Genomic DNA, 25,679 nt, shown 5'->3' with positions numbered 1-25,679 from the left:
GCCGTGACCACGTCCTTCAAAATTCTCTTTAGTATCGCCGTCGTTACGTTCTTAATCGCACCACTCGTCGCGATCCTGCCCCTAGCCTTTACGTCAAGCGTTTTTTTGACCTACCCTATACCAGCATTGTCAATGCGATGGTTCGGTGAGCTCGTCACTGCAGACGCCTGGAGTCGGTCGATCATCAACAGTCTCATTGTCGGCTTCGGAACCACAGCTCTTTCACTTACGCTGGGCACGGCCGCGTCTCTTGGCTTGCGCCATCGAATGCTCTTCCTGTCGGGAGCATTGAAAACACTCTTCCTGCTGCCGATGGTAGTCCCGGCCGTCGTTCTAGGCGTCGGAATGCAGGTGCTATTCGTCCGGCTCGGCATCGCCAACAGCTATATCGGCGTGATCGTCGCGCACACGGTTGTCGCCATTCCGTTCGTGGTCGTAAGTGTTAGCGCTGCTCTTGCCGGGATCGACAAGCGTGTGGAACTGGCTGCCCAAAGCCTCGGCGCCTCTCCAGCCACCGTATTGCGGCGTATCACATTTCCCCTTGCCATGCCGGGCATCATTTCAGGCGCTGTTCTCGCATTCGCGACGTCGCTCGATGAGGTGGTTCTGACTCTATTTGTGGCTGGGCCAAATCAAAGAACGCTGGCACGACAGATGTTCTCGACGATACGTGAAAATATAAGTCCAGCTATAGCAGCGGCGGCCCTGATCCTTATAGCAGGCACTGTAGTGATAGGTTTGATTGGCATTGTTATCGCCAAAGGCCGAAAAACGTGTGAGGCGTGAGGCTTTCCACTCTAGCAAGCGCCTGAGGTCGCTGCTCCGGTGCAGCCGGACTTGCCGGCAACATCCTGATTGGCACCGTTGTTGGAATGCATCGTGGAGGCCGCCACTGCCGCAGTGGCGGCCTCCACGATGCATTTCTTCACACCCACCGGCAATCATGAATTGTTGTACCGGCATACTCCTAGGCCTACCTTATTCGCAGCACCCTGATCGGCGCGGACAGCTGAGTTCGGCTGGCCTGAGCGAGCAGATCTCTTAATCTGTTAATCTGTCCCTACCAGCATCCGTCATTTCAGCCCGGCGCGGACTCCATGCTGCCACGCCTACTGCTGAGATACCAAAAGCGATCCTCTCAAATCCTTATTGTCAAATTGCTGAAGCCAAGTGACTCTCCGTGTAAAGCGCGCGAAGCCTTCTTGAGACGGGGCCAGGCTTGCCGTCACCGATGATGACCTCATCGATCTTGATCACCGACGTGGAGAAGTTGGTTGCAGACGTGATGAAGGCTTCGGCCGCCGCCTGAGCTTCTTCCACAGAAAATGCCCTTTCTTCAACGGCCATTCCAGCGCCGCGAGCAAGATCGATGATGCTCGCGCGGGTGATCCCGTGTAGCAGCGCATTCGACAGGCCACGTGTCACGAGCGTTCCGTCGGCTTTCACGATGTGGGCTGTTGCAGCACTGCCCTCGGTGACAAGCCCATCCTCAACGAGCCACGCGTCGTCGGCACCGCGCCGCATCGCCTCCATCTTCGCCATGGATGGATAGAGCAGTTGCACGGTTTTGATGTCCCGTCGCTCCCAGCGCCAGTCCGGAACGGTGGCGATCGAGATGCCAGTCTCGCTCCGCGGATTGTTCAGTATCGGCTTTGCTTGGGTGAAGAGTACCAGCGTCGGCTCCGCCTTGGTGGGATAGGCAAAATCGCGATCCGCGGCACCACGGCTGATCTGTAGGTAGATCAGCCCCTCATCCAGCCCGTTGCGATGGACGATCTCCCGATGGGCGTCCAGCAGCGACGGTTCGGAGAGCGGGCAGGGAATGCCGAGCTCTGAAAGGGACCGATGAAGACGGGCGCTATGGCCATGGTAGTCAATCAGCTTGCCGCCGATGACGGCTGTGACTTCGTAGATGGCGTCAGCAAACAGAAAGCCACGATCGAAAACGGACACTTTCGCATCGGCTTCGGGAAGCCAGGTGCCATTCAAATAAACAATGCGGCTCATTACGTCCTCGTTCAGATCGCAGGTTTTGCAAAGGGAGCGATATCGACGCCATGGGCGGCGAGTGATGTGCGCAAGGCGCGGACCATCGCTACAGCATGGGGATTATCGCCGTGAACACAGATCGTCGCCGCTTCTACGGGCAACCTTCTCCCGCCCATGGTTGGAATAACGCCATCCCGGACCATCGACACAACCTGGTCGACGCTCTGCTGCGGATCGTGAATGACCGATCCTTCCATCTGCCTGGAGGTCAGCATGCCGGCATCGTCATAGGTCCGGTCGGCATAGATTTCGCAGGCGACGCGAAGACCGGCGACTTCTGCTGCCTTCATCGTTTCCGAATAGGGAAGGGTAATGAACACGAGCGTTGGATCGACTGCCTTGATGGCGCGAACGCAGACGGCGGCGAGTTCGGCGTCAATCGCCGCCATGTTGCCGAGGGAGCCATGGGTTTTGACATGGGTTATCGGCCAGGACAGGGCTGTCGCCATGCCCTGCATGGCCGCGATCTGATAGATGATCTGCGCTTCCAGATCTTCAGGACGTTCGCCGGCAATGCGGCGGCGGCCGAAGCCGTAAAGATCCATAAAGGACGGGTGGGCACCGATCGCCACGCCTCTGGCCTTGGCGGCCAGGATCGTGTCGCGCATAACCACGGGGTCTCCCGCGTGAAATCCGCAGGCAATGTTGGCGGTGGAAATAAGCTCTAGCATCGATTCGTCATCGCCCATCTTGTAGGCGCCGAAGCTTTCACCCATGTCACAATTGAGGTCGATGGTTGCCATGCGATAGAACTCCTTGCAGGGTGGACTTGCGTTGCAGCAATTATGGTTTCCCTGCGCAATTTAAGTTTGGCGCGTTGCATTTAAAGCAGTTTTTGTTGACATACAGTTGGTATACTGAAATAGCAATAGCGCGCGATAAGCGAGAATCGCACCTATCTGCAACGGACGAAGGGGAACTGCATACGATGGTCAAGACGTTTCCGCGCATTCTTGCTTGCGGCGACAGCGCCTTGTCTGTTGAGTTGTGCGACACCATTGACGAGGCAGTCAGCGAGCGAGTCATAGCGCTCGCACAAAATCTAGCGGATGCGCCGGTGAATGGTGTCGAGGAGCTGGTGCCGACCTACCGCTCGTTGATGGTGTTTTATGATCCTGAAACGGTTCGCGGGCACAGTCTCGCGATGACGTTGCGTCAGCGATTGGATGCCCTTGTCGTCGGCGATAGCCACATGCGGCGTTTCCACGTGCCTGTCGTCTATGGCGGGACAATGGGTATGGACCTGCAGGAACTCGCCGACATGAAGGATCTGACGGTTTCCCAGCTGATCGAACTTCATTCGTCGGCTGAATATCGGGTCTTCATGATCGGTTTTGCGCCCGGCTTTGCCTATCTCGGTGGGCTGCCGGAAATCCTGCATACGCCACGTCTTGCAACCCCCCGGCAAAGGATAGAGGCCAGCGCGATCGGCATCGGAGGCAAGCAGGCGAGCATCAATTCCGTTCCAGGGCCAAGCGGCTGGCGGTTTCTCGGCCGGACGCCACTGCGGCTTTTCGATCCGGCAAGAGCCGAGCCATTTCTGCTCAAAGCCGGCGATCGCGTCACATTTCGGCCCGTCAGCGAGGGCGAGGCCGAGACGCTTGATCGAGCGATCGCTGCGGGACGGATGACGGGCGAGGCGGTGCCGCAATGAGCTTCATCGACATCAGGCAGATAGGGCCGATGACAACGGTCCAGGACCTCGGTCGAAAGGGCTTGCAACATGCAGGCGTATCCGGTTCGGGCCCGATGGATGCCCCGTCCTTCCGTATCGCCAATGCCTTGGTCGGCAATGATCCGATGTGCGCCGGGCTGGAGTTTGCCGGCGTCGGCGGCAGTTTTACTCTCTCACGTCCTGTGCGTTTTGCGGTGACCGGCGGTGACGTCGATATCAGGCTCGATGGCATGAGGGCACATCCCTGGGAAAGCTACGATCTTCTGCCGGGTGTGACGCTGACGATCGGCGCCTTGCGGGAGTGCGTCTGGGGCTATCTGGCGATATCCGGAGGCATCGACGTGGCGCCCGTCCTCGGCTCGCGATCCACCCATCTTCGCAGCGGGCTTGGCGGCCACCGCGGGCGCCGGTTACAGGCGGGCGACCGGTTGCCGATCGGTGACGCCGTTAGTTCCATCAATCTTGCCTTGGGGCAACCCTGGCGCCGCGGCGGGCGTCCCATACGGGTGGTTTGCGGACCACAGGACGATTATTTTGCCGAAGACGTCAGGCAGACATTTCTGGAGATGGCCTTCATCGTGTCGCCCACCCGGGATCGCATGGCGCAGGTGCTGGACGGGCCGCCGATCCGGGCAGTCGGAGGGCACGATATCGTCTCCGACGGGACATGCCCGGGCTCCATCCAGGTGCCGTCGTCCAACAAGTTGTTCGTACTGATGGCGGAACGGCAGACGGCGGGCGGTTATCCGAAGATCGCCACGGTAGCCTCTGTCGATCTGCCGAGGCTGGCCCAGGTGGCAACCGGCCGCACAGTCCGCTTTGCTCGCATTTCGCAGGGGCAGGCCGAGGAATTGTTGATCGCCGAACGGCAGGCCCTGCGCAGCGTCCTTGCAAATCTGGTAGCCAAGCCGGCCAGTAACGATCGACCGGGAGAGATATCGCAATGAACCAGCCGCTTGCCCAACAGGCCTATGGGAAGATCATAGAGATGATCCTGTCCGGCACCTTGATGCCGGGCGATGCGCTGCAGGAAGCAAAGCTGGGCGACACATTGGACATGTCGCGCACCCCGGTGCGTGAGGCAATCAAGCGGATCGAAGCGGAGGGCTTGGCTGTTCAGGACGGCCGCTTTCTGAAAGTGCGAACGCTGACCGCCGCCGAAGTCGAGGAAATCTTCTTCCTGCGTGGGGTATTGGAATCCCACTGCGCCAGACAGGCAACCTCGGTTGCCGTTTCCGTACTCGACGAACTGGATGCCCGGGTTCGCCATCTGCTGCAACATGGTCCGGGCGAGGAAGACGAACAGCGCCGGGTCGACGATGACCTGCATCGGACGTTTGCGCTGTCCACCCGCAACGACATGATGGTCAGCACCATTGCCGACCTGCGCCGTCGCACCTGCATGTTCGACCACAGCAATTTGCCGCACCGTTTTTTGAAGAGCTGCGAAGAGCACCTGGAAATGCTCGATGCCCTGCGGGCTGGCGATGGTGAGCGGGCAGGCCTCCTGATGGAGGAGCACATCAACCACGCCCGCGATGCCATTCTCGAAAGGCTCGCACTATCCCTTGAAAGGACCGGGGAATGAAGTGCCTGATCGTTCAGCCGATTCATGCCGAAGGGCTGGAACTGCTGCGCCAGGCCGGCGTCGAGCCGGTGCTGTGCCCGAAATCCGACATGCAGACCGTCGCCCGGATGATTCCGAGTTGCGATGCAGTCATCACGCGGGATGCCGGTTTGTCCGCTGCAGCCATTCAGGCCAGCAACGGCCTGCGCGTCGTCGTTGTCCATGGTGCCGGTCATGATGCGGTCGACAAGGATGCGGCAACGCGCAAGGGTGTTCTTGTCTGTAACACACCGGGCGCAAATGCCCGATCGGTTTCCGAACTGGCACTGGCTCTGGCGCTAGCCGCCGCCCGGCGCGTTCCCGCCGCCGATCGCAGCGAACGAACCGGCGCGCATGGCTTTCGCGAGCGTGAGATGTTCTTCGAGCTTTCGGGCAAGACAGCACTGATTGTCGGCTTCGGCGCAACGGGCGCAGGGCTCGGCCATATGCTCAAGGCAGCACTCGACATGCGCGTTCTGGTGTACTCGCCGCGTGTTACCGACCTTCAGGGCTTCGAAAGAGTGACCAGCCTCGAAACCGGCCTCTCCCAAGCGGACCTCGTGTCGCTGCATACACCGCTTCGTCCGGAGACGCGCCATTTGATCGGCGAAGCGGCGCTGTCGGTCATCAAGCCCGGAGCAATCCTCGTCAATACTGCGCGTGCCGGCCTTGTCAACGAAGAAGCACTGGTCGCGGCCATCGACGCCGGCCGTGTTTTTGCGGCGGGTCTCGATGTCTATACCCATGAAGCACCGCTTGGTCCGCTGGCGGCGGGCGGGCGGGTGATTTTCACTCCGCATCTTGGCGGCGCGACCGAGGAGGCACTACGCCGTGTTGCCGTGGGTTCGGCCCGCAACGTCTTGACCGCTCTCTCTGGCGGACGCCCCGCGACTGCCCTTAACGTTCCCGTAGGAATGTCGGCATGACGGATACGCTGATCAAGGAGACAGTTGACCGGCTGCTGGAGAAGATCAATTCCATTTCCGCGCCCGGGCCGGGATATACCCGACCGGCCTACAGCACCTTGGAAACTGATTCCCATCGCGTGATAGCCGAAGAGGCAGAGGCCCTTGGCCTTGAAGTAACACGTGACGCGGCTATGAATCTCTATGCGCGACTGCCGGGCCGGGATCGAAAGGCGCCTGCGCTCTACGTCGGCTCGCATCTGGATACAGTTCCGATGGGCGGCGCCTATGACGGCACGGCCGGTGTTGTTGGGGCCATGGCGCTCGCCACGGCGTTCGTAAAGAGTGGCAAAACGCCGCCGACCGATCTTGTCGTTACAGTAATCCGAGCCGAAGAAAGCGTCTGGTTTCCTGTCTCCTACATCGGTTCGCGATCGGCGCTTGGTCGCCTGACGGCGGCGGAGATGCAGGCCAAGCGCACAGACACCGGCCGCACGCTCGCCGATCACATGCGCGAACAAGGCGGCGATCCGGACGCGGTTATCAGTAGCTCGGGGCTCGTGCCCGCTCGCTTCCTCGAACTGCACATCGAACAGGGACCGGTCCTTGACGACGCAGGCGAAGCCTTCGGGATAGTTGACGGCGTGCGTGGCGGCCTGCGCTACCGGGACGCCCGCATCGAGGGTGTCTGGGCGCATTCCGGCGGCGCACCACGCGTTTCGAGATCGGATGCCGTATTTGCGCTTGCAGATCTCATTGTGGCGATGGACAAGGCTTGGGGCACTGTCCTGGAAGAGGGGCATGACCTTGCGGTGACCTTTGGCCGCGTCGATGCGGCAACGGCCGAACATGCCTTTGCCAAAGTCCCGGGCCGGGTTGATTTCTGCATCGACATCCGCAGCGACGATACTGCAATCATGGAACGGGTCGACCGGATTTTTCATGACGAGATTGCCAGGATAGAAAAGGCGCGAGGGGTGCGCGTCGTCACCGGTGCGCAATCGCGAAGCCAGCCGACCCGGTTGTCTCCAGACCTCGGTCAGACCATCACCGCCGCCGCTGTCGCACTCGGTCTCAAGCCTCGGACGATGTTATCCGGTGGCGGCCATGACGCCGCCGCCTTCGCCCAGGCTGGCTGGGACTCGGTCATGGTGTTTCTGCGCAATTGGAATGGCAGCCATAATCCGGATGAGGCCATGAACCCCGCGGACCTGATACAGGCCGTCAAGGTTCTGCATCATGCCTGGTCGAAATCGTGAGAGTGGAAACATGAGCGAAACCCTGGCCCAGCAAGCCTACAAAGATATCAAGCAGCGCATTCTCGAAGGGGCCATCAAGGCCGGCGATCTGCTGACCGAACGGACTTTGGCGATCGAATCCGGCATTTCCCGCACGCCGCTTCGTGCGGCGATTTCGAGGCTTCAAAAAGAGGGTGTCATCTCACGGCTGACCAACGGCACATTGATGGTTCTGCCCGTCACCGTCGAGCAATTGCTGGAAATCGTCCAGATCCGCCGTCTTGTCGAAGGTGCAGCTGCCGCTCGCGCCGCCCAGCGTCCGATGACGCCGGCGCTCGAGCAATCGCGCAAGATCATGCAGGCCTATGTTGAGGGAAAGGACGTGGCCTTCGATCATTTCTGGACGGATGACGACGCGTTCCACGAAGCCGTCGCCGAGGCGGCCGATCTGCATCTTCTCCCCGACATGGTCAGGGAAATGCGCAGCATCGCCCGGCGCTGTACGATCACCCGCACTCACGACCGCTTTGCCGAGCAGGCCGCTGAGCATATCGCAATAATCGACGCCATCGAGGCGCGTGATCCAGCGGCAGCGGCAGGGGCCATGGAGGCCCATTTTGATAGCGTGCGTAGTCGGTTTCTGCGATGGCTTGCCCGGCCTTAGAGCCAGCATTCGCCGATGCGGTACGATTTTCGAAGGGAAGGCTGCCGACTGCATCACTCACCATATTGGATTTCCAGAATCCGCCTGCCTGTCTCGATAGAGAGACGCCATCTCCTGAGCCGAGTAAGATTACATGCCTGAGCTTGCCGAATTCCGAGGTTGCGAAGCCTCTTTCCCTAAAGACGAATTCAAGGCCCGACAGGCCCGCGCCCGGGCCGCAATCAACGCCGCCGGATACGACGCGCTGATTGTCACGACCCCGGAAAACATCTACTGGCTGACGGGCCGCCAGACGGCGGGCTATTTCGCCTTTCAGGCCCTGATCATGCCCGAGGAGGGCGAGCCGACGCTTTTGGTTCGCCAACTGGAATTGGTCGGATCTATCGCCAACACCTGGCTGGACGATATTGCCGTCTATCAGGATGGAGAAGAGCCGGCCTCCCTGCTGGTCCAGCTTCTGCGGGAACGGGGCATAAGGCGATCGGCCATCGAGCTTGCCGGCTGGTTCTTGTCACCGATGCTGGCACAAAAGATTGCCACCGAAATCGGCGTCGAGACCATGCCGGATGGCTCCGGCATTCTGGTGCCGCTCAGAACGGTTAAGTCACCCGCAGAATTGGCAGCCATCCGGTTGGCCGCGACTTACGCGCAAGCCGGTCTTGCCGCGGGAATTTCGGCCAGTGGCGCCGGCACGGACGAAAATGCCATCGCCGCTGCCATGCTCGATGCTGCCACGCGGGCGGGATCCGAGGTGATGGCAATGGAGCCGCTGATCTCTTCTGGCCCGCGCAGCGGCTTGCCGCACATGACGTGGCGACGACGACGACTTGAAGAGGGCGATCCCGTGTTTCTCGAATTGGCAGGCAGTCATGCCCGCTATCATGCTGCGCTGATGCGAACCGTCTGGATCGGTCAGCCACCCGTCGAGGCGCGACGAATGATGGATTGCTCGCTGACCGCGCTCGATGCAGCACTGTCCGAGATAAAGCCGGGGGCGTCCTGCGCAGCGCCACACGAGGCAGCACAGCGGGTTATCGACGCGGCAGGCTACACGGCCGCCTTCCGCAAGCGGATCGGCTATTCGATGGGGGTCGCCTTTGCGCCGGACTGGGGGGAGGGTGGCATCCTTAGTTTGTTTTCCGGCGTCGACCGGATCATCGAGCCCGGCATGGTCTTCCATCTGCCGGCGACCCTGCGCAGCTACGGTGTGTGGACCGTTGGCGCCTCCGAAACCGTCATCGTGACAGAGAACGGCGCCGAGCCTCTGTCTAATCTGCAGCGGGATCTCACCATCCGCTAAAACCGGTTCTACAACTTCAGCATTCCAACATCGCAAGGAGCCATCATGCGTTCGCTTTTCCATCTCGCCTATCACGTGACCGATCTCGACCAATGCCGCCAGTTTTACGGCGGCGTCCTGGGGTGTGAAGAAGGCCGGTCAACCGACACATGGGTCGATTTCGATTTCTTTGGCCACCAGATCTCGCTGCATCTCGGCAAGCCGTTTGAGGTTACCCGCACAGGCAAGGTCGGCGACCACATGGTGATGATGCCGCATCTCGGCGTCGTCTTGCCGCTGGACGACTGGTTCGCCCTGTCGAAGCGCCTGCAGGACGCCGGCATTGCCTTCGACATCCCGCCGGTCGTGCGCTTTGAGGGCGAACCGGGCGAGCAGCGCACGATGTTCTTCTTCGACCCGAGTGGCAATCCGATCGAGGTCAAGGGCTTCAAGGATTTCGACGGCGTTTTCGCGCATTAGAAAGAAATCCGGCGGCCAAAGGTCGCCGGTTTTCTCATCACCATGGATTTTGCGAAGAGATAGGCCTCCCGCTTACCACCAATGGGTGGGCGAGGGCGTCAGTAACTCGTTGCTATCCTTGCCGATGATGATGATGTCCTCGTAAAAGGCCGCGCCGACGCCATCGTGCGACAGGAAGGCCTCGACACCGAACACCATGTTTTCGTCGACGACATCTTCCGGCAGAGACATCACGGTGGAAATGCGCGGCTGCTCGAACCCCAGGCCGATTCCGTGTCCGTAAAAAGGGAAGTTCTTCATGATCGGCGAGATCGATCCGCCGAAGGCTGCCGTCAGCCGGTCACCTTCTGCAGCGACATCAAGAAGCCTGACCCCAGGGCGCATCATTTCCGAGAGGCGGTGTACGAGGTCCGCGACCGCATCGATCAGCCTTCGTTGATCTGCATTTGGCCTGCCGCGAACGCCCGTCCGGCCAGGATCAAGATAGTAACCCTGGTGCAAGGCGCCATGGAGGGTGCCGGTGACGATATCGCCGGGTTTGGGCGTATCGGCGCTATAGCCCGTCAGCGGAAACCGCTGGTCGAAGCCGAGCGTTTCGCCATGGTTCGTTCCGATCATCTGCACACGACCACCGCGCCGCACCACTTCGCGGGCAGCCTCGCCCGCGGCTTCCCGCTCTGAAAGGCCGCTGATCAAACCCTCCATCAAACGGTTCAGGCCGGCCGTGGCAGTCTCGCCGCCAATGCGGTAACAGTCCTGCTCACGAGGGCTTTTGATCCGCCGTGCCGAACGGACGAGATCATCGGCAGGGATCCATTGAATGTCCGGCGCGTCCTCAAGAAGCTGCTGATAGAATTTCATCGGGATAAACTGTGTGCCCACCAGTGCCACGCGCGCGGCAACGCCCCTCTCTGTGAGTGCTTTCGCCACGCTACGGAAGGGATGGTTCGAACAATGTGCGTCCGAGATGGACACGAGATCGGTGCGCACCTCGGGTTCGTCGATATGGAGTTGTGGCTCTGTCCCCTGCTGAAGGATAACGCCGGAGAACGAGCGCGCCGACCATATCAGCGAATCCATGCCGCCGCTGATGGCATAATGATTGGAGAGATAAAGAATATCGCCGCAATTATCCGTGGTGCCACCACCGCGGCCGAAGACGACGGCGGTCTCGAAACCGCGCGACTGCATTTCCTTAAGAACACGATCCCAACGGTTTTCATATTCTTCCTGTGGGAAATAGCGGGTCATCAGGTCTCCTGAGAACGTCAATCAGAACGGAAGCGACACCTCTTTCGAAGTAAACGTGCGTTGTCGCAGCGGCAATGGATTGAAGCGCACGATCACGTCGCGGCAGTTAAATAATTTCGGTACACCAACAGTGTTCTGACGTCAATCACTCGATCAACCCGATCTACTCATAATTGTCTCTGATGAAAATTTCATCATTCGGAGTCTCTAAATTGTGCATTATGACTATAAGATCATCATAAATATCTGAATTTTATAGTTGAATTCCAGCGGTATACTGAATAAGCTTTTCTGTAAGCGGCTGAATGACGTTGTAGATCGCTGCCGCAGGCCGGTTGCGCATCGTGACCTGGGCATCGTTGGGTAAGTGAAGAATGACCGTGATTTCTGAAATCGTGCCGGCGAGCCATGGGCGCGCATATCGCATGCAGGCTGGGCAGGTTGCCGTAATTGCCAATCTGCACGGCAACCAGGTTGTGGATGCCTGGGCCTTGTCCGAGACCGATCCGTTGGAGTTCAGCTCGATGGATCACACCCGCTCGGTCAACAGCAGCATCTACCTGGAGAAGGGTATGAAGTTCGTCAGCAATCGGCGGCGGCCCATGATGACATTGCTCGACGATAGCGCGCTGCTCTGTCACGACACACTGCTCTGCCCCTGCAATGCGGAAATCTACGAACAACTCGGCTGCGATGGCTATCATCGCAGCTGCTCCGACAACTTTCATGAAGCGCTTGCCGCCAAGGAGAGACAGCTTCCTTTCACTCCCGCCTCGCTTAATCTTTTTATGAACGTCCCGGTGCACGCCGACGGCAGCCTTGAGCGGCGTGCGCCCGCGTCGAAGGCAGGAGACTATGTCGCGCTACGGGCTGAAATGGATCTGCTTCTAGTGCTCTCGGCCTGCCCTCAGGATATCACGGTCATAAACGGCGACGATCGCACACCCCGGGACATAGCAATTCGGATTGCCGATGAATATCCGGAGGCTTTACAATGACCGGACCGCTTCTTGCGCTCAAGGACATCAAAAAGAGCTTCGGCGAAAATGAGGTCCTCAAGGGTGTCTCACTGGACGTACAGGCCGGTGAAGTCGTGTCGATCATCGGTGCCAGCGGCTCCGGAAAGAGCACGTTCCTGCGCTCCATCAACGGTCTCGAAATGCCGCAGGAGGGTTTCCTGAAATTCGAAGAGCTATCCTTCGATTTTCGAACGGAGTCCCGCTTTCTTCCCACGCCTGCGCAAATGCAGTCGCTCAGGCAGCGGGTCGGCATGGTTTTCCAGAGCTACAATCTGTGGCCGCACATGACGGTGCTGGAAAACGTCGTCCATGCGCCCATGGCACTGTTGAAGCTTCAAAAAGCGCGGGCAATCGAAGAGGCGGAGGCGCTTTTGTCGCGCATCGGCCTCTATGACAAGAGGCACAGCTATCCGTCTCAGCTTTCCGGCGGTCAGCAACAGCGCGTTGCGATCGTCAGGGCGCTCGCCATGAAGCCGCGGCTTATGTTGTTCGATGAAGTCACCTCGGCGCTTGATCCGGAACTGGTGCACGAAGTGCTGGTGCTGATGGCTTCGCTTGCCTCGGAAGGAATGACCATGCTGCTGGTCACGCACGAGATTGCCTTCGCACGCGACGTTTCCTCGCGCGTGCTGTTCTTTGACAAGGGCGTGATTGCCGAACGGGGCGCGCCCGATATCCTGCGAAATCCCCAAAGCGACCGGCTGCGGCAATTCCTTCATCGCATTCTGCATGATGGCCTGGCTTACGGCAGTGCAGCAGCGGAAGGAGCTTGATCATGCTGTCTAATTCTCTGGCGGATGTCAGGCTCTACGGTTTCGGGTTCCTGATGGCGTCCTGGACGGTTTTCTGGCTCACGGTCCTGACCATCATCGTCAGCTGGATTTCCGGTCTGCTGGCCGCGCTCGGGCAAACCTCGAGATGGCGCACTGTTCGCTCCGTCACCGCGTTTTACATCTGGTTCATTCGCGGGACGCCGACGATCATCCAGATCTTCATCGTCTATTTCGGTTTTCCTCAGATAGGGATCAGGCTTTCGCCTTTTACGGCCGGGGTTCTCGCACTCGGCATCAACAGCGGCGCCTATGTTGCGGAAATCATCCGCAGCGGGCTCTCGGCTATCCCTCGGGGCCAGACGGAATCCGCCCTCGCGATCGGCTTCAGCCAGGCCGCGACAATGCGCAGCATTATCCTGCCGCAGGTGTTTCGCATCGTTCTTCCGTCGCTAACCAACGAGGCGATCTCGACGCTGAAGAATACCTCGCTCCTGTCGACGATCACCGTCGTCGAATTGACGTTGTATGCCCAGACACTGATTGCAATGACTTTTCGCCCGTTCGACTTCTACATTGCAGTTGCGGTGATTTACCTGCTGTTGACGACCATTCTCACGCAACTCGCCGCTTGGCTCGAGCGCCGCTATGCAGTGCATAACTGAACAATTGACCTATTCCTCGTGCATCGTGCCCGAAGAACCTAACCCCTCTCGGCCAGCCGGCGAGGGGCCTCGAAGAATTAAGAAGGGAACAGAAATGAAACATCAGATAATCGCCCTTGCCTTGACCGCAGCAGCCGCCTTTTCCAGCCACGTTGCCGCCTCGGCCGCCGAACTCGAGTTGCTCCAGCCCGGCAAGTTACTCGTAGCCACCGAAGGTACTTTTCCACCCTTCAGCATGCGCGCTGCTGATGGCACCTTGGATGGACTTGAAATCCGCGTGATGAAGGAAATCTGCCAACGCCTCGACCTCGAATACACGCCTGTCATCATCAAGTGGGAATCCTTGTTGATCGGGCTTCAGGCCGATCAATACGACATCACCAGCGATGCGATGGACATCACGGCCGAGCGCCAGAAGCAGGTCGTCTTTGCCAACGGGTGGCTCGAATCCGGCGGCGTCGTTGTTGTTGCGAAGGGCTCCGCAATCAGGACGCCGGCTGACCTGAAGGGCAAGACCGTCGGCGCCCTGGCGTCTTCCACCTTCGCCAAGATCGCAGAAGACAAGGGTGCTGCCGTCAAGGGATACAAGGCTGAGACAGACGGCATCCAGGACCTGATCAACGGCAACATCGACGCTGAAATCACCGATGCGATCGGCGCCGGCTACATGATCAAGTCGGCAAACATGCCACTTGAGGTCCTTCCTGATTTTGTCAGCCATGTCCAGAAGGGTTTCGCCGTCAAAAAGGGCAAGCCTGAACTCGTCAAGGCGGTCAACAAGGCGCTCGCCGACATGGTTGCAGATGGTACCTACGCCAAGCTCACGACGGATCTGGTGGGCTTCAATCCCGCGCCGAAAGACCCGATCAAAAGCATTCAATAATCAGAGGCACAATTCTATCACCGTGGGGTGCCACGCCTGCCACGGTGAGCCTGCATGTCTCGCTCATCAAGCCGCTGAAAATCGGCTTGATCTCTGTCTTCCGTCGCAAGGGCGCAAGTCCAACCCGGGTCTTCAACCGATACCAACGGACGACCGGGATCAGCGCGAGACGATCGTGTGTACGCCCGGTGGCAGCCGGATGCGGCCCTTTGTTGCGACGAGCGATGGACGACCTTCGGTGACAATCCGCCAGATCTCGACTGCTCCGAGCGGAGAACTTTCGTTTCTGTATCGGTTGACACCGACGAAGACATTCCGCCCGCTGCGGTCGAAGGCGAGACCCTGTGGAAGCACGGACGAGATCGGCCACTCACCGTGAAGCGTCAATCGGCCGGTTTCGGCATTCAATTCGTAGAGGCTGAGGGAGGCCCGCTCCGTCCAGTCACGCGAACCTTCCGGCTTTCCAGTTCCTCGGAGATTGGACGTGACCAAGAAGCGGCCGTCGGGGCTGAAGGCCATCGTCTCCGATCCCCAGCCGCCAAGAGCAATGTGGGGAACCCTGTGCCGCGCAACGTCACCGGAAGAGCCGACATCCGCGAGCCTGATGGATGTCAGAATCCCCTCCTGTACCCCGTAAAAGCCATCTGTATCAATTCCCCACTGAAGGTCAGACGTGATGTAATAGCGCCCGTCCGGTGAAAAACGGCCGACGAACGGGAATTTGTTTGTCTGGACACGATTGCCCCACGGATGGATGTTTGCGACGTGACCAGACTGATCGCGAATTACCTCATAGAAGCCGACCTGATTGCGGTCCACCAGGTTCACCGCGACATAGCGGCCGCTTGGATGCCATTGCACCCAGGTCGACTTCAACGGGATGAAGCCGGTGGGTGGCTCCAGGCCAAGGTCGAAGCTCGCAACCTTGCCGAAACGACCGCCATCGACCGAAACAAAGGCAAGCTCGCGATTGTTTTCGACCGTAACCGCGGCGATAAGATCCCCCAATGGGCTCACCTCGATCGCCTGCGGCCGGCTGCCGATTTCCACGCTGTCGACAACTGAGCGGTCACCGTTGAGATTTAGGGAGCGGATCGTATTGCCTGGTGGCAGTTCATCGAGACGGGTCGCTCCTGTGGGCCGCTGGAGGTATGTCTCCGCAACAAAAGCGAAGCGGCCGTCCGGCGAGAGATCGAGAACTCCTGGCGGCCCATAGGTCGAGTTCGAGATTTCCACCCCTGTTACCGAAGCTGCCGGGCTTAACGGTGACGTTATAACCGACAGCGTGTCCTGGCTCTTCACGTCTGGAGGACCGAGTTCGCCGGTTTCGTAGACAGTCGGGACCATATCTGTATCTGACAACACGTAAACAGCCTCGGCTTCGCTGCTGGAAGCCTCGGAACGCGACAGTGACGGTATCAGCAATATCGTTAAAGCCAAGAGGCCTGAGCATATTCGCATGATTGGGCTCCGGATGATACGACTGGCTTTGTCTTCCAGTTTTTGCTTCAATCGTCCAATCGATATTGGGTATCTGTATATTCCTTCAAGTTATATACCGCTGTAGGATGGCGTCATGAATTTGGCTGCAATCGACTTGAACCTGCTTGTTGCTTTTGACGCCCTGCTGGGCGAGGGGAGCGTCAGTGCCGCGGCGCACCGCATCGGCCTGAGCCAGCCGGCGATGAGCAAGCGGTTGGCTCGCTTGCGGCAGCTTTTCGCTGATGATCTTTTTATCCGGCATGCAGATGGTGTGCGCCCAACAGAAAAGGCGCTGGACCTTGCCGATCCCATCCGCTCGGCGCTGCGCCAGATTGAAGAAGCGTTGGGCGGATTCGGACAATTCTCGCCAACACGGTCTGGTCGGGTTTTCAGGATTGCGACGACAGATCATCTTGCAGCGACTTTGATGCCGAGTTTGATGGCCTCTGTGCGATCAATCGCGCCGAGGATTGCGATCATCATTCGAAATCTTCATCGGCAGGACGTCGTTGATAGCCTTGAGAAGGGATCTGTCGATCTTGCTATTACAATCTTGCCCGACGCGCCGACGAGCATCAAACGCGCTCCTCTTTTTCATGTGAAGTGGCTTTCGATTGTTTCAGTGAACCATCCCGAAGTCCGCGATGAACTGACCCTGGAGTTGTTCTTGAAATATCCGCACTTGCTGGTCACCCACGTGGGTGACTTGAAAGGTTACATCGATCGGATGCTGGACGACCGTGGCCTCAAGCGGACGGTCGCGATGAGCTTGCCTTACTCTCTGGCGGTGCCAGCCATCATTTCTCGTACGGACATGATTTGCACCGTATCATCCGGCGTGCTCGATTTGGCGGATTGGCCGGATGTAAGGTCCTTTCCTGTGCCTCTCGAATATAGCGGTTACACGGAAACCATGCTGTGGCATAGGCGAAATGATAGTGACCCCGGTCAAGCTTGGCTCCGGCGCTTAGTCGCTGGCGTAAGCGCGACTTTGAATCCCTCCTAACGGAGCCCTAGGATTGTTACAGCGCCTTCCAGTTCCTGATGAGAACCAGTTGTGCTCGGCGGCGTGGCATTTCGACTTGGCGGCTCCCGCTAGGGAGGACCGCATCGATGATTGTGAATCGGCATGGGGTCCCGGTGCCGATCGGCAGGTTAGATAATTGTTTTTGCTGAGGTGACGGGGTCATTGCACGATGCCTATTCATAGGAGGCCACCAGATGTGTCTGCGCGTTAGTCCGGTTAACCGCGCATCGTCGGCTATGACCAGGCCGCCTGGATATCGGTTTGAGAAAAGCCGTCGCCCTTGAACAGTAGCGGTTCGCCAGACGCCTTGGCCAGAGCATAGGCAAAGCAGTCGCCGAAATTAAGACCGGCTTTGTGGCGGCCTTTGCCGAAATCGAGAAAAGCCTGTCGTGCCAGTTCTCCGTGCTCGACGGTGACGGGCTCGACGATAATGCCGGCGCGTCGGAAGAAAGCTTCAGTCTGGCGCATACCATCAGGCCCGAGCTGGCTTTCCACCACCATGGACAACTCAACATAATTCGCGACGCTCATCCGGGCGGTTTCGGCGTCGTGGACAAATATTACAAAGCTTGCCGCTTCGGGCTCGCGGTAAAGGATTGCGACCAGTGCGGAGGTATCGACAATCATTTCGGAATGCCGTTTTCGTCATAGAGAAAGTCAGCGTGATCGACATAGGGGTGTCTCACGTGCGCGGCGGCGCGGTCGGCAATCGCCAGAAGTTCCTCGACGCTCGCTCGGCCCTTTCGGCGTTCGATTGTCGCAAGGCGCTCGCGCAATGCCTCAGTCACGACGCGGGTCATGCTTTCTCCCGTGGCACGGGAGATTGCCTGTGCCAAGCGGTGGGCTTCCGGATCCTTGATGCTAAGGCTCATCGGTGCCAATCTTCGTCTAGAAAAATAGCATTATTTCTAGCTTTCTACATAAAAATCGTGCCGATTTCAAGTCTGCAAAAATAACGTCCGATGGGCCGAAGCTGAAAACAGTCCAGTCTCCTTCGCGCCGTAGCGGACAAGTCATCTTCAGACAGCAATTCTCTGAGCGAACACCGAGCAACCGGGCATCAACGTCTCTAGCCCATCGACGAGCATGTCCGACGCTTCTGCAAGAGCATCGTCTGGCATCGTCTCAAGGCTTTCCAATACAAACCACATTCGTCCAGCCGCAGCATCCAGTCGAGTGCGGGTGCCCTGCCGCCAGTTCCATCGCCGACATGTTACGCCCGCGTCATCTCGCCAGATGACCTCTCCAGGGAGGGGATTTTCGATCACCGCTTCGCCGTTCATGACCGTTTCGAATGTCTCGCTTCCGTCGGCCACAGTCAAAAGCGGACGTCCGAGATAGGCATCGTAGTTCTCGCCGCCAACCGGAATGGCATATTTGAGACTGACAGCGTTGTAGAGATCGACGATGGGATTGATAGAAGGGATTGATCCGTCTTTTAACACCCGCTTTCTCAGCGCCTGCGCTGAACATGGCGTCCGTTTGGGCTTTGATCCAAATCGGATATAGGCGTCGGCCCAACTCGCCAAATGGGCCTTAGCCCAGCTTGGGCCGCCCTGCAATACATAATCGCAGCCATCTGTCAGAAGCTTTGGTGAGAGGCTTCCTTGCCCAGCGTTTGTCGCGTCGACACGAATGCTCATCGCCCTGAACCCAGGCGCAATTTCCTTGATCCGTCCGTCGATCACGGGTGACTCACCATCTATTGCTAACATCAGACTTCCACTCAAACCCAATTGCTCACCTTAGACCGGTATCATGTCCGAAACGATCTGGTCGGTGTGGCTGGGGCTATCGCCGAGCCCTTGCTTTACCCCCTTTCTATCAGCCTCAGGCCGATTTTGGCTCATCTTCCGCTTCCCCTGCAGCGAAACGATCGGCATGCGAATGCCGACAATGCCGCGGAGCTGAGCCTTGATGTAGGCTTCGGGGGCATCCGTGACCTCCCACGGCAGCGGGCGTGACGCCTCGTGAATGCCCGTAAGCCGCGACACTACCTCAAGCAGTCGTTCGGCATCTGCGAAGAACTCAACCGGTCCACTCGCATGGATGGCTGTGTAGTTCCACGTCGGGACGACCTTCCCGTGCTCGGCTTTTGAGGCATACCAAGAGGGGGTCACATAGGCGTCGGGTCCCATGAAGACTGCAAGTCCATGTCCAATGACATTGGCCTGCCACTGCGGGTTCGGTCGAGCGAGATGCGCATAGAGGACGCCCTTTTCTGCCTCAGTCTCATCGAGGAACATCGGTAAGGGTGTGGCCATCGGGCCATCGGGTGTAGCCGTTACGAAATCGGCGAGGCGACATTGCCGCATCATTGCATAGAGTTCGGCCGCGTCTTCCACGGCAAAGGCTGGCGGGGTGTACATAAGCATCTCCTTGACGTGAGCGCATTATTCACATCAGGTGGCCCAAATACACCGCCAGTTAGGGAATGTTTTGTTGGTCCAGTCTCGAAAAGGCTCAAGAAAAACCGGCGCGACCCGCCGCATATACCTTTCCTTGCGTGACCAAATCATGTCTGGCGTTTACGCGCCGGGCGACAGGTTGTCCTCGAGCCGCGCGCTTGCGGACCAACTCGGTGTCTCCAGGACCACAGTAACGGCTGCCTACGACCAGTTGATCTCTGAGGGATACATTCAGGTGCGGCAGGGTACGCGGCCGACGGTCACCTCTAGTGGGCGACCTGCGGATACTGGAGAAGCACCGCAGGGGCGGGAAACCGCGCCTCAGGTGTCTGAGTATGCCTCGCGCGTAATGGCGTTGCCGAAGAACATCAGCGCCGAACAGGAAGCCTTGCAATACGACTTTCGGTACGGAGACATCGCTTCATCTGACTTTCCCAAGCTTGCCTGGCGGCGTGCCTTGAACTCCGCAGTTCTGGCTCACAAAGAACGGCTTGGCTATGAGCACCCAGCCGGGAATCTGGCACTTCGCCATGCCTTGCAAGGTTATCTCTGGCGAGCCCGTGGCATTGAATGCGATGTCTCGCAGATCATCATCGTCAGCGGTTCCCAGCAGGCGTTGGACCTGTGTGCGCGGGTACTTGTCGATCCTGGAGGCTTAGTTGTCCTCGAGGAGCCTTGCTACGCGATGGCCCGGAACGTGATGCTTGCTACAGGGGCAAAGTCCATTCCAGTATATTGCGACAGGGACGGAATGGATACGACTCAGCTTCCCGATCCGAAGGACGTCGCCCTGGCATTTGTGACGCCCAGTCATCAGTTTCCGTTGGGTGGCGTCCTACCCTCTCATCGTCGCCAGGCCCTGATTGAATGGGCGAACGCCGGGAACACTTACATCATCGAGGACGATTACGACGGCGAGTATCGCTATGACGTACGTCCGATCCCCCCGCTGTCGATTACAGGTCAGGGTCGGGTCATCTATGTCGGCACCGTATCCAAGACCCTGTCGCCGACACTTCGACTTGGTTACATGGTGCTGCCTGGCAAGCTTGTCGACCCCTTCGTACGTTGCAAGCAGATCACGGATCGACACAGCTCGAGCTTCGAGCAAGAGGCGCTCGCCGCAATGATCGAATCGGGAGCATATGAGAGCCATGTTCGGAAGATGAGGCGACTGAACGCGGAAAGACGTGCGGTTTTCTTAAAAGCAATGGCGGACGCGTTTGGCGGCGAGGTTGATATCGTAGGAACGTCGGCGGGTCTTCATATCGTAGTGTGGTTCAACCGCATGGCGGCAAGCGATGAAGAGGGTTTCGCCGCCCGTGCCAGGAAGGATGGTGTCGGCATCTATCCAATCTCGCGCTTGTTCGAGGCTCCAACTGATCAACGCGCGGGCTTCATATTCGGATACGCGTCAATCGCTGTTGCGCTGATTGCAAAGGGGATAGACAACCTAGCACGAGTCTACCGATCCAAGTTATGGTCGGCATGACCGGTTTGGACCTGAGCGGACATGGCGCTGCGGCTGAACAGCCGTTTTCTGGCAAAGGCTGCCGGTCAAAGTCACTTGAGGTTCTGAAGAGGTCGTGCCAACGATACGCCCAATAGGCAATGGTTCCGTGGATCGCTTTTTCATCATTGCAGTTGTTCGTCCGGGTCGTAGATCATGGCAGCTTCACCCATGTCGACCGTGAACTTGGTATCGGACCGCCTGCCGTGAGAAAACAAATCGCGGGGCTTGAGGCTCATCTCGGGACGCAATTTCTCAGCAGAACCTCTCGCGGGCTGCCACCTACTAACGCCGGGCAAGAACTCTTGGCGAACTAGGGGAAGCCGAAGTTCGCATCGGTCAAAAGTGCGGCGCCGAAACGGCGAGACTCTGCGATATCAGCGTGCCGACCGTCTCACGCATCGCGGCCGAGCATCGCCAGAACCTGGAGATTTTCTATGCCAACCAGCCATGACCTCAAGGGGCTGATGAAATTCCTCGCCCGGGACGAATGGAGTGAATGCTTCGACGAGGTGTTTTACGACCATTTCGGGCCGGTCCTCGATGCCAGCGGCATAGACTTCGAGGACATTGCCGAAATCCTCGGTGAAGTTTGGTCCATGACACTCTGGGGTTGCGCCTTCGAGGATTTCCTCACTCAGGATTTTGAAGTCGAGGGCGGCAACATCGTTGATGAATATCTCAAACGCCGCGGCTGGAAGGAAAATGCCCAGGCAAAAGCCTATATGACGGCGCTGCGAACCTCCGTCATGAGCTTGTACGAGGTCAGTGAGGTCGTTCCGGGCAAGTCTCTCATGGCGCGTGACCTCATTCGGGGTGGCGAGCCGCTCGCCGTCAGCGAGGGAACGGCCACTAAATCGCTAAAGCAGTGGGACAGGATTGCTGCCCGCATTGTCCCCGTCATGGGAAAAAACGTGTTTGCCGGCGGTCTTTTGCCGTTCACGCCGCAGGCTACCGACGCACTGCTCGATGGCCTGCGGCAGATGTTCGGCAAAAAGAACGCAAAGAAACTACCGGCCATCAAGGATGAAGACCTGCAGGCCGCAGCCTCCATGTTCACCCTCTCATGGCTGTTCGACACGCTTGAGCGGACAATGGACATGCCGCGGCTCCAGAATGCCGACGGGGACGATCTCGTCTTCCACGATGTGAGATTTCCGCTAGCATCCGGCACAACCCAGAAGGACATTGCTTCTCGCGTGAACAGCATTCCCGGCATGTCGCAGGAGAGCGCAAAGTTCTGGAACTGGTTAGAGGACCAACCGCAAAGCAAGAACAAGAAGAACGCCGGGCTTTCTCTCGACACCACCATGGACAGCGGCTTGCGCGTGCTGGGAAATGTGGAGCTCAAGAGTCGCTTCCTGCATCTGGCGACCAACTCAGCTGACCGTGCGGAAAAAGGAACGGCCCTGATCCAGAAGATCCTCGGCGATCTCGTGCTCACTCCGCTCACGGAAATCCGCACCGCTGAGCAGATGATGGCCGAACGTTCTTCTCAGGATCAGACAGAAGCTACATCCGACATTCCGCCCGAAATCGCAGAGCAGATCGTCCATCAGTTCATGGACCGCCAGTATCGTGAAACCCTCGACCAGCCGGTCGGCCTGCTCGGCAACAAGACGCCGCGCCAGGCGGCAAAATCAGCATCCGGTCGCCAGCAGGTTGCCGAGTGGCTGAAATATCTCGAAAATCAATCCGCAAAACGGCCGAACTCCGCAGACCCCATGGCCACATACAGTTTCGAGTGGATGTGGCACGAACTCGGCGTCATCGATCTGCGCCAGTAACCCTACCGTCGTTCTGTGTCCTAATAATGCCCTGAGACTATCGGCCGCGCCACTGCAGGTAATCCGGATGTTTTGCTGTTCGACGAACCGCTGTCGAATCTCGATACTGAATTGCGCGTCCATATGCGCTCGGAGATCGCACGGCGCCGCCGCAGGACATTTCAGTGACGGTAGAGTGAGTGCTCGTCGGCCGACAGCGCTGGGGTACGTTGTGATATAAGCCGCAAGCTTCGATGCCGGGAAGGAAGAAAATTATTTCAAGGCGCCATTTACTGAATTCTAATAAACGCAATGGAGTTTAAGCGCATGGCTCGGTGAGGTCCCCCATTTTGTCAGCCCGATGGACGTCGAAATCGAAGGCAACAAACGATATCGATACTCTGACACAGTCGAGGATCTCACCGGCCATGCTCCTAAGTAGCAAGTGGCCGAGTGACCATTATGACGTCCGTGAGAGTTTTAGAGCTTTGCACGGTCGCGACGACAGCGAGCGTTTTCGTGGCGCGCGAAACAAGTTCGCGTGTTCTGCCGGACGATGCCTGGTGATGACGCGCTGGGAAAAGAAGCCCCGCAAGGGGACGGGGCTCAAGAAATGATGAGCAGCGCCCTAGAGCGGGCGACGTCGGAAAGTACGCTTCATAGCTCGCATCTTCAAGATGCACGAAATAAGGTTCCAGGCCGCGCCTTTGGCCAAGTCTCATCGTTCGAAGCCTCTCCTTTCCACCGGAAAACCCCTCCGCTCACCTGCAGGAAAACCCCGCGATGCAGCGCAACCGAGCCTTCCCTACATTTTGGCTTTGCCGAACCATCGCGACGTGGCCTGTGCAACTTCCTCATGATTGGCAGCAGCCTCACCACCTTCCTCGCGTATTTGATCTCAGGAGGCCTCGTGGGTTCATGCAAAGGACCGCTGCGATGACCGGTGAAATCACATGGCCAGTCTCAGGATCCCGTACCAGGATAGCGTCACGGACTTGTTGATGGGGAATGATCGGAGCCGACGACGCACTTTCTTCCTCCGACCTCTCGGCGCGGCGCCAGCTTTTGAAAAGTCGTTCGAGATTCGAGAAACTGCCTGAATAGCCGCACTGTTCGTATTGCCGTCCGCGGCGATTACCATCTTTCCAGCACTGGGCGAGAAACGCCTGAAAATATAAGGGTGGAACGACGGCAAGGACAAGAACTACAATGTACCATGGACGCCGGTGACGGCCGAGAACGTCGACCAGCTTCTGTCCACGCGCAACTAATTCCATCCAGGGGTGGTTGATCCACCCCTCGTTCCGACAGGTCGGGAAGAGATCCATGACTGATTCAAAACAGGTTGATCTGAACTTTTCGCTGAGTGGTAAGGTCGCCCTGGTCACCGGCGGCGCGTCCGGCATCGGCAGCGCCATCGCCTCGGCGTTGGCGGCGAAGGGTGCTGTCGTCGGCGTGATTGATATCAATGAATCGGTCGCGAGATCCAAGGCCGACGAACTCGGCAGTGGCGCCAGATCCTTCGTGTGCGACGTCTCAAGCGCACAATCGGTGGAAGGCGTCATCGCTTCAGCGGAGGCAGCTTTCGGGCATCTCGACATCGTCGTCAACAGTGCGGGCGTGGTCATGCTTGCTCCCGCTGAAGACCTGACACTCGACGCCTGGGACAAGACCATTGCCATCAATCTGAAGGGCACGTTCCTTGTTTCGCAAGCAGCGGGCCGGGCGATGATCAAAGCGGGAAAGGGTGGCAAGATCATCAATATGGCGTCGCAGGCCGGCACGGTCGCAATCGATCAGCACGTCGCCTATTGCGCGTCGAAATTCGGCGTCATCGGCCTATCAAAGACGCTTGCTGCCGAATGGGGCAAACATGGCATTACCGTCAACACCATTTCTCCGACTGTCGTCCTGACAGATCTTGGCAAGAAGGCATGGGATGGTCCGCGCGGTGAGGCGCTGAAGCAGCGCATCCCAACCGGCCGTTTCGCCGTCCCGGAAGAAATAGCCGCCGCCGCGGTGTTTCTGGCCTCGAACGGGGCCGACATGATCAACGGCGCGGACCTTTTGATCGACGGCGGCTACACGATTGTCTGACGAGCGGAGAACAGGAGTTACAATGCAGCGGTTCATCAATAATCCTGACGAAGTCGTCGAGGATACGGTTAAGGGCTTCGTCAAGGCGCATGCCGATATCGTCAGGCTCGGAAGTAGCAATCCGCGCGTCGTCGTCGCCCGCCATGCGCCGGTCAGCGGCAAGGTCGGCGTCATCACCGGCGGCGGATCGGGCCACGAGCCGGCGTTTATCGGTTACACCGGCCGCAACATGCTGGATGCAGTCGCCGTGGGCGAGCTCTTTTCGTCGCCGACCGCCAAGAGTTTCCTTGACGCGGCGCGGGAAGTGAATGGCGGCAATGGCGTCGTCTGCCTCTACGGCAACTATGCCGGCGACAACATGAACGTCAAAATGGCGATCAAGCTTGCGGCGAAGGAAGGCATCAACCATCACGACCGTCGTTGCCAATGATGACGTGTGTTCGGCCGGGCCAGACGAGCGGGAGAAACGCCGCGGCGTCGCCGGGGAGATCTTCATGTGGAAGTGTGGTAGCGCCAAGGCGGCAGAGGGTGGGAGCCTCGAAGAGGTTCAGGCAGTCGCGCAACGGGCGATCGACAACTGCCGCTCGATCGGCGTCGGCCTCGGTCCCTGCACCCTGCCGGCTGTCGGGCATCCCAATTTCTCGATCGAGCCCGGGACGATGGAGGTCGGCATCGGCCATCACGGCGAGCCGGGCGTGCGGGTCGAACCGCTGAAACAGGCAAGCGAAGTTGCACGCGACATGGCGAATGCCGTTCTCGACGACCATAATCTCGCTGCCGGAACCGAAGTCGCGGTGATTGTCTCAGGTCTCGGAGCCACGCCTCTCAACGAGCTCTATATTCTCCATGACACGATCGAGTCCGAAATCACCGGACGCGGACTGAAGATCCACAAGACCTATATC

The 25,679-nt window shown here is 58.6% G+C and carries 26 protein-coding genes and 3 pseudogenes; 20 read left to right on the top strand and 9 right to left on the bottom strand.

Annotated elements, in window-relative coordinates; all coding sequences use genetic code 11:
• Positions 1–3: 3 nt before the first annotated feature.
• The gene (locus ACZ9BX_RS22895; RefSeq protein ID WP_476220307.1) at positions 4–786 is read left to right on the top strand and encodes an ABC transporter permease; all 783 of its coding nucleotides are present in this window, start codon (positions 4–6) and stop codon (positions 784–786) included.
• 366 nt (positions 787–1,152) lie between these two features.
• On the opposite strand, the gene ACZ9BX_RS22890 is transcribed toward ACZ9BX_RS22895, so the two are convergent.
• Positions 1,153–2,007, bottom strand: a complete 855-nt coding sequence (locus ACZ9BX_RS22890; protein WP_476220305.1) for a D-amino-acid transaminase — start codon at positions 2,005–2,007, stop codon at positions 1,153–1,155.
• 11 nt (positions 2,008–2,018) lie between these two features.
• Positions 2,019–2,792, bottom strand: a complete 774-nt coding sequence (locus ACZ9BX_RS22885) for a LamB/YcsF family protein (RefSeq protein WP_027509017.1) — start codon at positions 2,790–2,792, stop codon at positions 2,019–2,021.
• A gap of 185 nt (positions 2,793–2,977) precedes the next feature.
• Between ACZ9BX_RS22885 and pxpB the strand changes: the two genes are divergently transcribed.
• The 8 genes from pxpB (at position 2,978) to ACZ9BX_RS22845 (ending at position 9,896) form a co-directional block, all read left to right on the top strand.
• Entirely contained in the window at positions 2,978–3,703 is a 726-nt protein-coding gene (pxpB, locus tag ACZ9BX_RS22880; RefSeq protein ID WP_476220304.1) for a 5-oxoprolinase subunit PxpB, read from the top strand.
• A complete protein-coding gene (locus tag ACZ9BX_RS22875; protein ID WP_476220303.1) occupies positions 3,700–4,671 on the top strand; it encodes a 5-oxoprolinase subunit C family protein in 972 nt (323 codons plus the stop codon). The genes pxpB and ACZ9BX_RS22875 overlap by 4 nt, the downstream gene beginning before the upstream one ends.
• The gene (locus tag ACZ9BX_RS22870; protein ID WP_476220302.1) at positions 4,668–5,312 is read left to right on the top strand and encodes a GntR family transcriptional regulator; all 645 of its coding nucleotides are present in this window, start codon (positions 4,668–4,670) and stop codon (positions 5,310–5,312) included. The genes ACZ9BX_RS22875 and ACZ9BX_RS22870 overlap by 4 nt, the downstream gene beginning before the upstream one ends.
• Entirely contained in the window at positions 5,309–6,256 is a 948-nt protein-coding gene (locus ACZ9BX_RS22865; protein WP_476220300.1) for a hydroxyacid dehydrogenase, read from the top strand. Before ACZ9BX_RS22870 ends, ACZ9BX_RS22865 begins: the two co-directional genes overlap by 4 nt.
• Positions 6,253–7,494, top strand: a complete 1,242-nt coding sequence (locus ACZ9BX_RS22860; protein WP_476220299.1) for a hydantoinase/carbamoylase family amidase — start codon at positions 6,253–6,255, stop codon at positions 7,492–7,494. Before ACZ9BX_RS22865 ends, ACZ9BX_RS22860 begins: the two co-directional genes overlap by 4 nt.
• A gap of 10 nt (positions 7,495–7,504) precedes the next feature.
• The gene (locus tag ACZ9BX_RS22855) at positions 7,505–8,137 is read left to right on the top strand and encodes a GntR family transcriptional regulator (protein ID WP_476220297.1); all 633 of its coding nucleotides are present in this window, start codon (positions 7,505–7,507) and stop codon (positions 8,135–8,137) included.
• Between the two features lie 133 nt (positions 8,138–8,270).
• Positions 8,271–9,437, top strand: a complete 1,167-nt coding sequence (locus tag ACZ9BX_RS22850; protein ID WP_476220295.1) for a M24 family metallopeptidase — start codon at positions 8,271–8,273, stop codon at positions 9,435–9,437.
• A 45-nt stretch (positions 9,438–9,482) separates the two neighbouring features.
• Positions 9,483–9,896 (top strand): VOC family protein, encoded by a 414-nt coding sequence (locus tag ACZ9BX_RS22845; RefSeq protein ID WP_027509025.1) that lies wholly within the window; start codon positions 9,483–9,485, stop codon positions 9,894–9,896.
• Between the two features lie 72 nt (positions 9,897–9,968).
• On the opposite strand, the gene ACZ9BX_RS22840 is transcribed toward ACZ9BX_RS22845, so the two are convergent.
• Positions 9,969–11,147: a M24 family metallopeptidase gene (locus ACZ9BX_RS22840; RefSeq protein WP_476220292.1), complete on the bottom strand. Its 1,179-nt coding sequence runs from the start codon at positions 11,145–11,147 to the stop codon at positions 9,969–9,971.
• Positions 11,148–11,521: 374 nt separating this feature from the next.
• Between ACZ9BX_RS22840 and ACZ9BX_RS22835 the strand changes: the two genes are divergently transcribed.
• From ACZ9BX_RS22835 to ACZ9BX_RS22820, 4 genes are all read left to right on the top strand, one after another.
• Complete coding sequence (locus tag ACZ9BX_RS22835; RefSeq protein WP_476220291.1) at positions 11,522–12,145, top strand: DUF1989 domain-containing protein; 624 nt, start codon at positions 11,522–11,524, stop codon at positions 12,143–12,145.
• Positions 12,142–12,939, top strand: coding sequence for an amino acid ABC transporter ATP-binding protein (locus tag ACZ9BX_RS22830; protein ID WP_476220289.1), 798 nt, complete (start codon positions 12,142–12,144; stop codon positions 12,937–12,939). Before ACZ9BX_RS22835 ends, ACZ9BX_RS22830 begins: the two co-directional genes overlap by 4 nt.
• Positions 12,940–12,941: 2 nt before the next feature.
• A complete protein-coding gene (locus tag ACZ9BX_RS22825; RefSeq protein WP_476220288.1) occupies positions 12,942–13,601 on the top strand; it encodes an amino acid ABC transporter permease in 660 nt (219 codons plus the stop codon).
• A gap of 94 nt (positions 13,602–13,695) precedes the next feature.
• A complete protein-coding gene (locus ACZ9BX_RS22820; protein ID WP_476220286.1) occupies positions 13,696–14,484 on the top strand; it encodes a transporter substrate-binding domain-containing protein in 789 nt (262 codons plus the stop codon).
• A 159-nt stretch (positions 14,485–14,643) separates the two neighbouring features.
• On the opposite strand, the gene ACZ9BX_RS22815 is transcribed toward ACZ9BX_RS22820, so the two are convergent.
• Positions 14,644–15,831, bottom strand: coding sequence for a beta-propeller fold lactonase family protein (locus ACZ9BX_RS22815; protein WP_476220284.1), 1,188 nt, complete (start codon positions 15,829–15,831; stop codon positions 14,644–14,646).
• Positions 15,832–16,060: 229 nt separating this feature from the next.
• On the opposite strand from ACZ9BX_RS22815, the gene ACZ9BX_RS22810 reads away from it, so the two are divergent.
• Positions 16,061–16,972 (top strand): LysR family transcriptional regulator, encoded by a 912-nt coding sequence (locus ACZ9BX_RS22810; RefSeq protein ID WP_476220282.1) that lies wholly within the window; start codon positions 16,061–16,063, stop codon positions 16,970–16,972.
• A gap of 255 nt (positions 16,973–17,227) precedes the next feature.
• On the opposite strand, the gene ACZ9BX_RS22805 is transcribed toward ACZ9BX_RS22810, so the two are convergent.
• The 4 genes from ACZ9BX_RS22805 to ACZ9BX_RS22790 all read right to left on the bottom strand — a co-directional run bounded on the left by ACZ9BX_RS22805 (position 17,228) and on the right by ACZ9BX_RS22790 (position 19,362).
• On the bottom strand, positions 17,228–17,620 hold the full coding sequence (locus ACZ9BX_RS22805; RefSeq protein ID WP_476220280.1) for a type II toxin-antitoxin system VapC family toxin: 393 nt from the start codon (positions 17,618–17,620) through the stop codon (positions 17,228–17,230).
• A complete protein-coding gene (locus tag ACZ9BX_RS22800) occupies positions 17,617–17,865 on the bottom strand; it encodes a type II toxin-antitoxin system VapB family antitoxin (protein WP_476220278.1) in 249 nt (82 codons plus the stop codon). Before ACZ9BX_RS22800 ends, ACZ9BX_RS22805 begins: the two co-directional genes overlap by 4 nt.
• Positions 17,866–18,012: 147 nt before the next feature.
• Positions 18,013–18,708 carry a B3/B4 domain-containing protein gene (locus tag ACZ9BX_RS22795; protein WP_476220276.1) on the bottom strand — a complete coding sequence of 232 codons (696 nt, stop codon included), beginning with the start codon at positions 18,706–18,708 and terminating at the stop codon, positions 18,013–18,015.
• Between the two features lie 30 nt (positions 18,709–18,738).
• Positions 18,739–19,362: an FMN-binding negative transcriptional regulator gene (locus tag ACZ9BX_RS22790; protein WP_476220275.1), complete on the bottom strand. Its 624-nt coding sequence runs from the start codon at positions 19,360–19,362 to the stop codon at positions 18,739–18,741.
• Between the two features lie 73 nt (positions 19,363–19,435).
• On the opposite strand from ACZ9BX_RS22790, the gene pdxR reads away from it, so the two are divergent.
• From pdxR to ACZ9BX_RS22770, 4 genes and pseudogenes are all read left to right on the top strand, one after another.
• Positions 19,436–20,893 (top strand): MocR-like pyridoxine biosynthesis transcription factor PdxR, encoded by a 1,458-nt coding sequence (gene pdxR / locus ACZ9BX_RS22785; RefSeq protein ID WP_476220274.1) that lies wholly within the window; start codon positions 19,436–19,438, stop codon positions 20,891–20,893.
• Between the two features lie 119 nt (positions 20,894–21,012).
• The gene (locus ACZ9BX_RS22780) at positions 21,013–21,228 is read left to right on the top strand and encodes a helix-turn-helix domain-containing protein (protein ID WP_476220272.1); all 216 of its coding nucleotides are present in this window, start codon (positions 21,013–21,015) and stop codon (positions 21,226–21,228) included.
• A gap of 120 nt (positions 21,229–21,348) precedes the next feature.
• Entirely contained in the window at positions 21,349–22,698 is a 1,350-nt protein-coding gene (locus tag ACZ9BX_RS22775) for a DUF7986 domain-containing protein (RefSeq protein ID WP_476220271.1), read from the top strand.
• 39 nt (positions 22,699–22,737) lie between these two features.
• Positions 22,738–22,851, top strand: a pseudogene (locus tag ACZ9BX_RS22770) (ABC transporter ATP-binding protein); the annotation flags it as partial.
• A 725-nt stretch (positions 22,852–23,576) separates the two neighbouring features.
• On the opposite strand, the pseudogene ACZ9BX_RS22765 reads toward ACZ9BX_RS22770, so the two are convergent.
• Positions 23,577–23,858, bottom strand: a pseudogene (locus ACZ9BX_RS22765) (ISL3 family transposase); the annotation flags it as partial.
• Positions 23,859–24,003: 145 nt separating this feature from the next.
• On the opposite strand from ACZ9BX_RS22765, the gene ACZ9BX_RS22760 reads away from it, so the two are divergent.
• Both ACZ9BX_RS22760 and ACZ9BX_RS22755 read left to right on the top strand, forming a co-directional pair.
• Entirely contained in the window at positions 24,004–24,774 is a 771-nt protein-coding gene (locus tag ACZ9BX_RS22760; RefSeq protein ID WP_476220269.1) for an SDR family oxidoreductase, read from the top strand.
• Positions 24,775–24,796: 22 nt separating this feature from the next.
• Positions 24,797–25,679: pseudogene (locus ACZ9BX_RS22755) on the top strand (dihydroxyacetone kinase subunit DhaK); the annotation flags it as partial.

This window comes from Rhizobium sp. USDA 3886 (assembly GCF_056279785.1).
This window is presented reverse-complemented; position numbering and strand designations above follow the sequence as displayed.

Bases quoted from the DNA above. Each gene is read 5' to 3' on its own strand.
- ACZ9BX_RS22890 (WP_476220305.1), bottom strand. From the start codon at position 2,007: ATGAGCCGCATTGTTTATTTGAATGGCACCTGGCTTCCCGAAGCCGAT.
- ACZ9BX_RS22885 (WP_027509017.1), bottom strand. From the start codon at position 2,792: ATGGCAACCATCGACCTCAATTGTGACATGGGTGAAAGCTTCGGCGCC.
- pxpB (WP_476220304.1), top strand. From the start codon at position 2,978: ATGGTCAAGACGTTTCCGCGCATTCTTGCTTGCGGCGACAGCGCCTTG.
- ACZ9BX_RS22875 (WP_476220303.1), top strand. From the start codon at position 3,700: ATGAGCTTCATCGACATCAGGCAGATAGGGCCGATGACAACGGTCCAG.
- ACZ9BX_RS22870 (WP_476220302.1), top strand. From the start codon at position 4,668: ATGAACCAGCCGCTTGCCCAACAGGCCTATGGGAAGATCATAGAGATG.
- ACZ9BX_RS22865 (WP_476220300.1), top strand. From the start codon at position 5,309: ATGAAGTGCCTGATCGTTCAGCCGATTCATGCCGAAGGGCTGGAACTG.
- ACZ9BX_RS22860 (WP_476220299.1), top strand. From the start codon at position 6,253: ATGACGGATACGCTGATCAAGGAGACAGTTGACCGGCTGCTGGAGAAG.
- ACZ9BX_RS22855 (WP_476220297.1), top strand. From the start codon at position 7,505: ATGAGCGAAACCCTGGCCCAGCAAGCCTACAAAGATATCAAGCAGCGC.
- ACZ9BX_RS22850 (WP_476220295.1), top strand. From the start codon at position 8,271: ATGCCTGAGCTTGCCGAATTCCGAGGTTGCGAAGCCTCTTTCCCTAAA.
- ACZ9BX_RS22845 (WP_027509025.1), top strand. From the start codon at position 9,483: ATGCGTTCGCTTTTCCATCTCGCCTATCACGTGACCGATCTCGACCAA.
- ACZ9BX_RS22840 (WP_476220292.1), bottom strand. From the start codon at position 11,147: ATGACCCGCTATTTCCCACAGGAAGAATATGAAAACCGTTGGGATCGT.
- ACZ9BX_RS22835 (WP_476220291.1), top strand. From the start codon at position 11,522: ATGACCGTGATTTCTGAAATCGTGCCGGCGAGCCATGGGCGCGCATAT.
- ACZ9BX_RS22830 (WP_476220289.1), top strand. From the start codon at position 12,142: ATGACCGGACCGCTTCTTGCGCTCAAGGACATCAAAAAGAGCTTCGGC.
- ACZ9BX_RS22825 (WP_476220288.1), top strand. From the start codon at position 12,942: ATGCTGTCTAATTCTCTGGCGGATGTCAGGCTCTACGGTTTCGGGTTC.
- ACZ9BX_RS22820 (WP_476220286.1), top strand. From the start codon at position 13,696: ATGAAACATCAGATAATCGCCCTTGCCTTGACCGCAGCAGCCGCCTTT.
- ACZ9BX_RS22815 (WP_476220284.1), bottom strand. From the start codon at position 15,831: ATGGTCCCGACTGTCTACGAAACCGGCGAACTCGGTCCTCCAGACGTG.
- ACZ9BX_RS22810 (WP_476220282.1), top strand. From the start codon at position 16,061: ATGAATTTGGCTGCAATCGACTTGAACCTGCTTGTTGCTTTTGACGCC.
- ACZ9BX_RS22805 (WP_476220280.1), bottom strand. From the start codon at position 17,620: ATGATTGTCGATACCTCCGCACTGGTCGCAATCCTTTACCGCGAGCCC.
- ACZ9BX_RS22800 (WP_476220278.1), bottom strand. From the start codon at position 17,865: ATGAGCCTTAGCATCAAGGATCCGGAAGCCCACCGCTTGGCACAGGCA.
- ACZ9BX_RS22795 (WP_476220276.1), bottom strand. From the start codon at position 18,708: ATGTTAGCAATAGATGGTGAGTCACCCGTGATCGACGGACGGATCAAG.
- ACZ9BX_RS22790 (WP_476220275.1), bottom strand. From the start codon at position 19,362: ATGTACACCCCGCCAGCCTTTGCCGTGGAAGACGCGGCCGAACTCTAT.
- ACZ9BX_RS22780 (WP_476220272.1), top strand. From the start codon at position 21,013: ATGGTTCCGTGGATCGCTTTTTCATCATTGCAGTTGTTCGTCCGGGTC.
- ACZ9BX_RS22775 (WP_476220271.1), top strand. From the start codon at position 21,349: ATGCCAACCAGCCATGACCTCAAGGGGCTGATGAAATTCCTCGCCCGG.
- ACZ9BX_RS22760 (WP_476220269.1), top strand. From the start codon at position 24,004: ATGACTGATTCAAAACAGGTTGATCTGAACTTTTCGCTGAGTGGTAAG.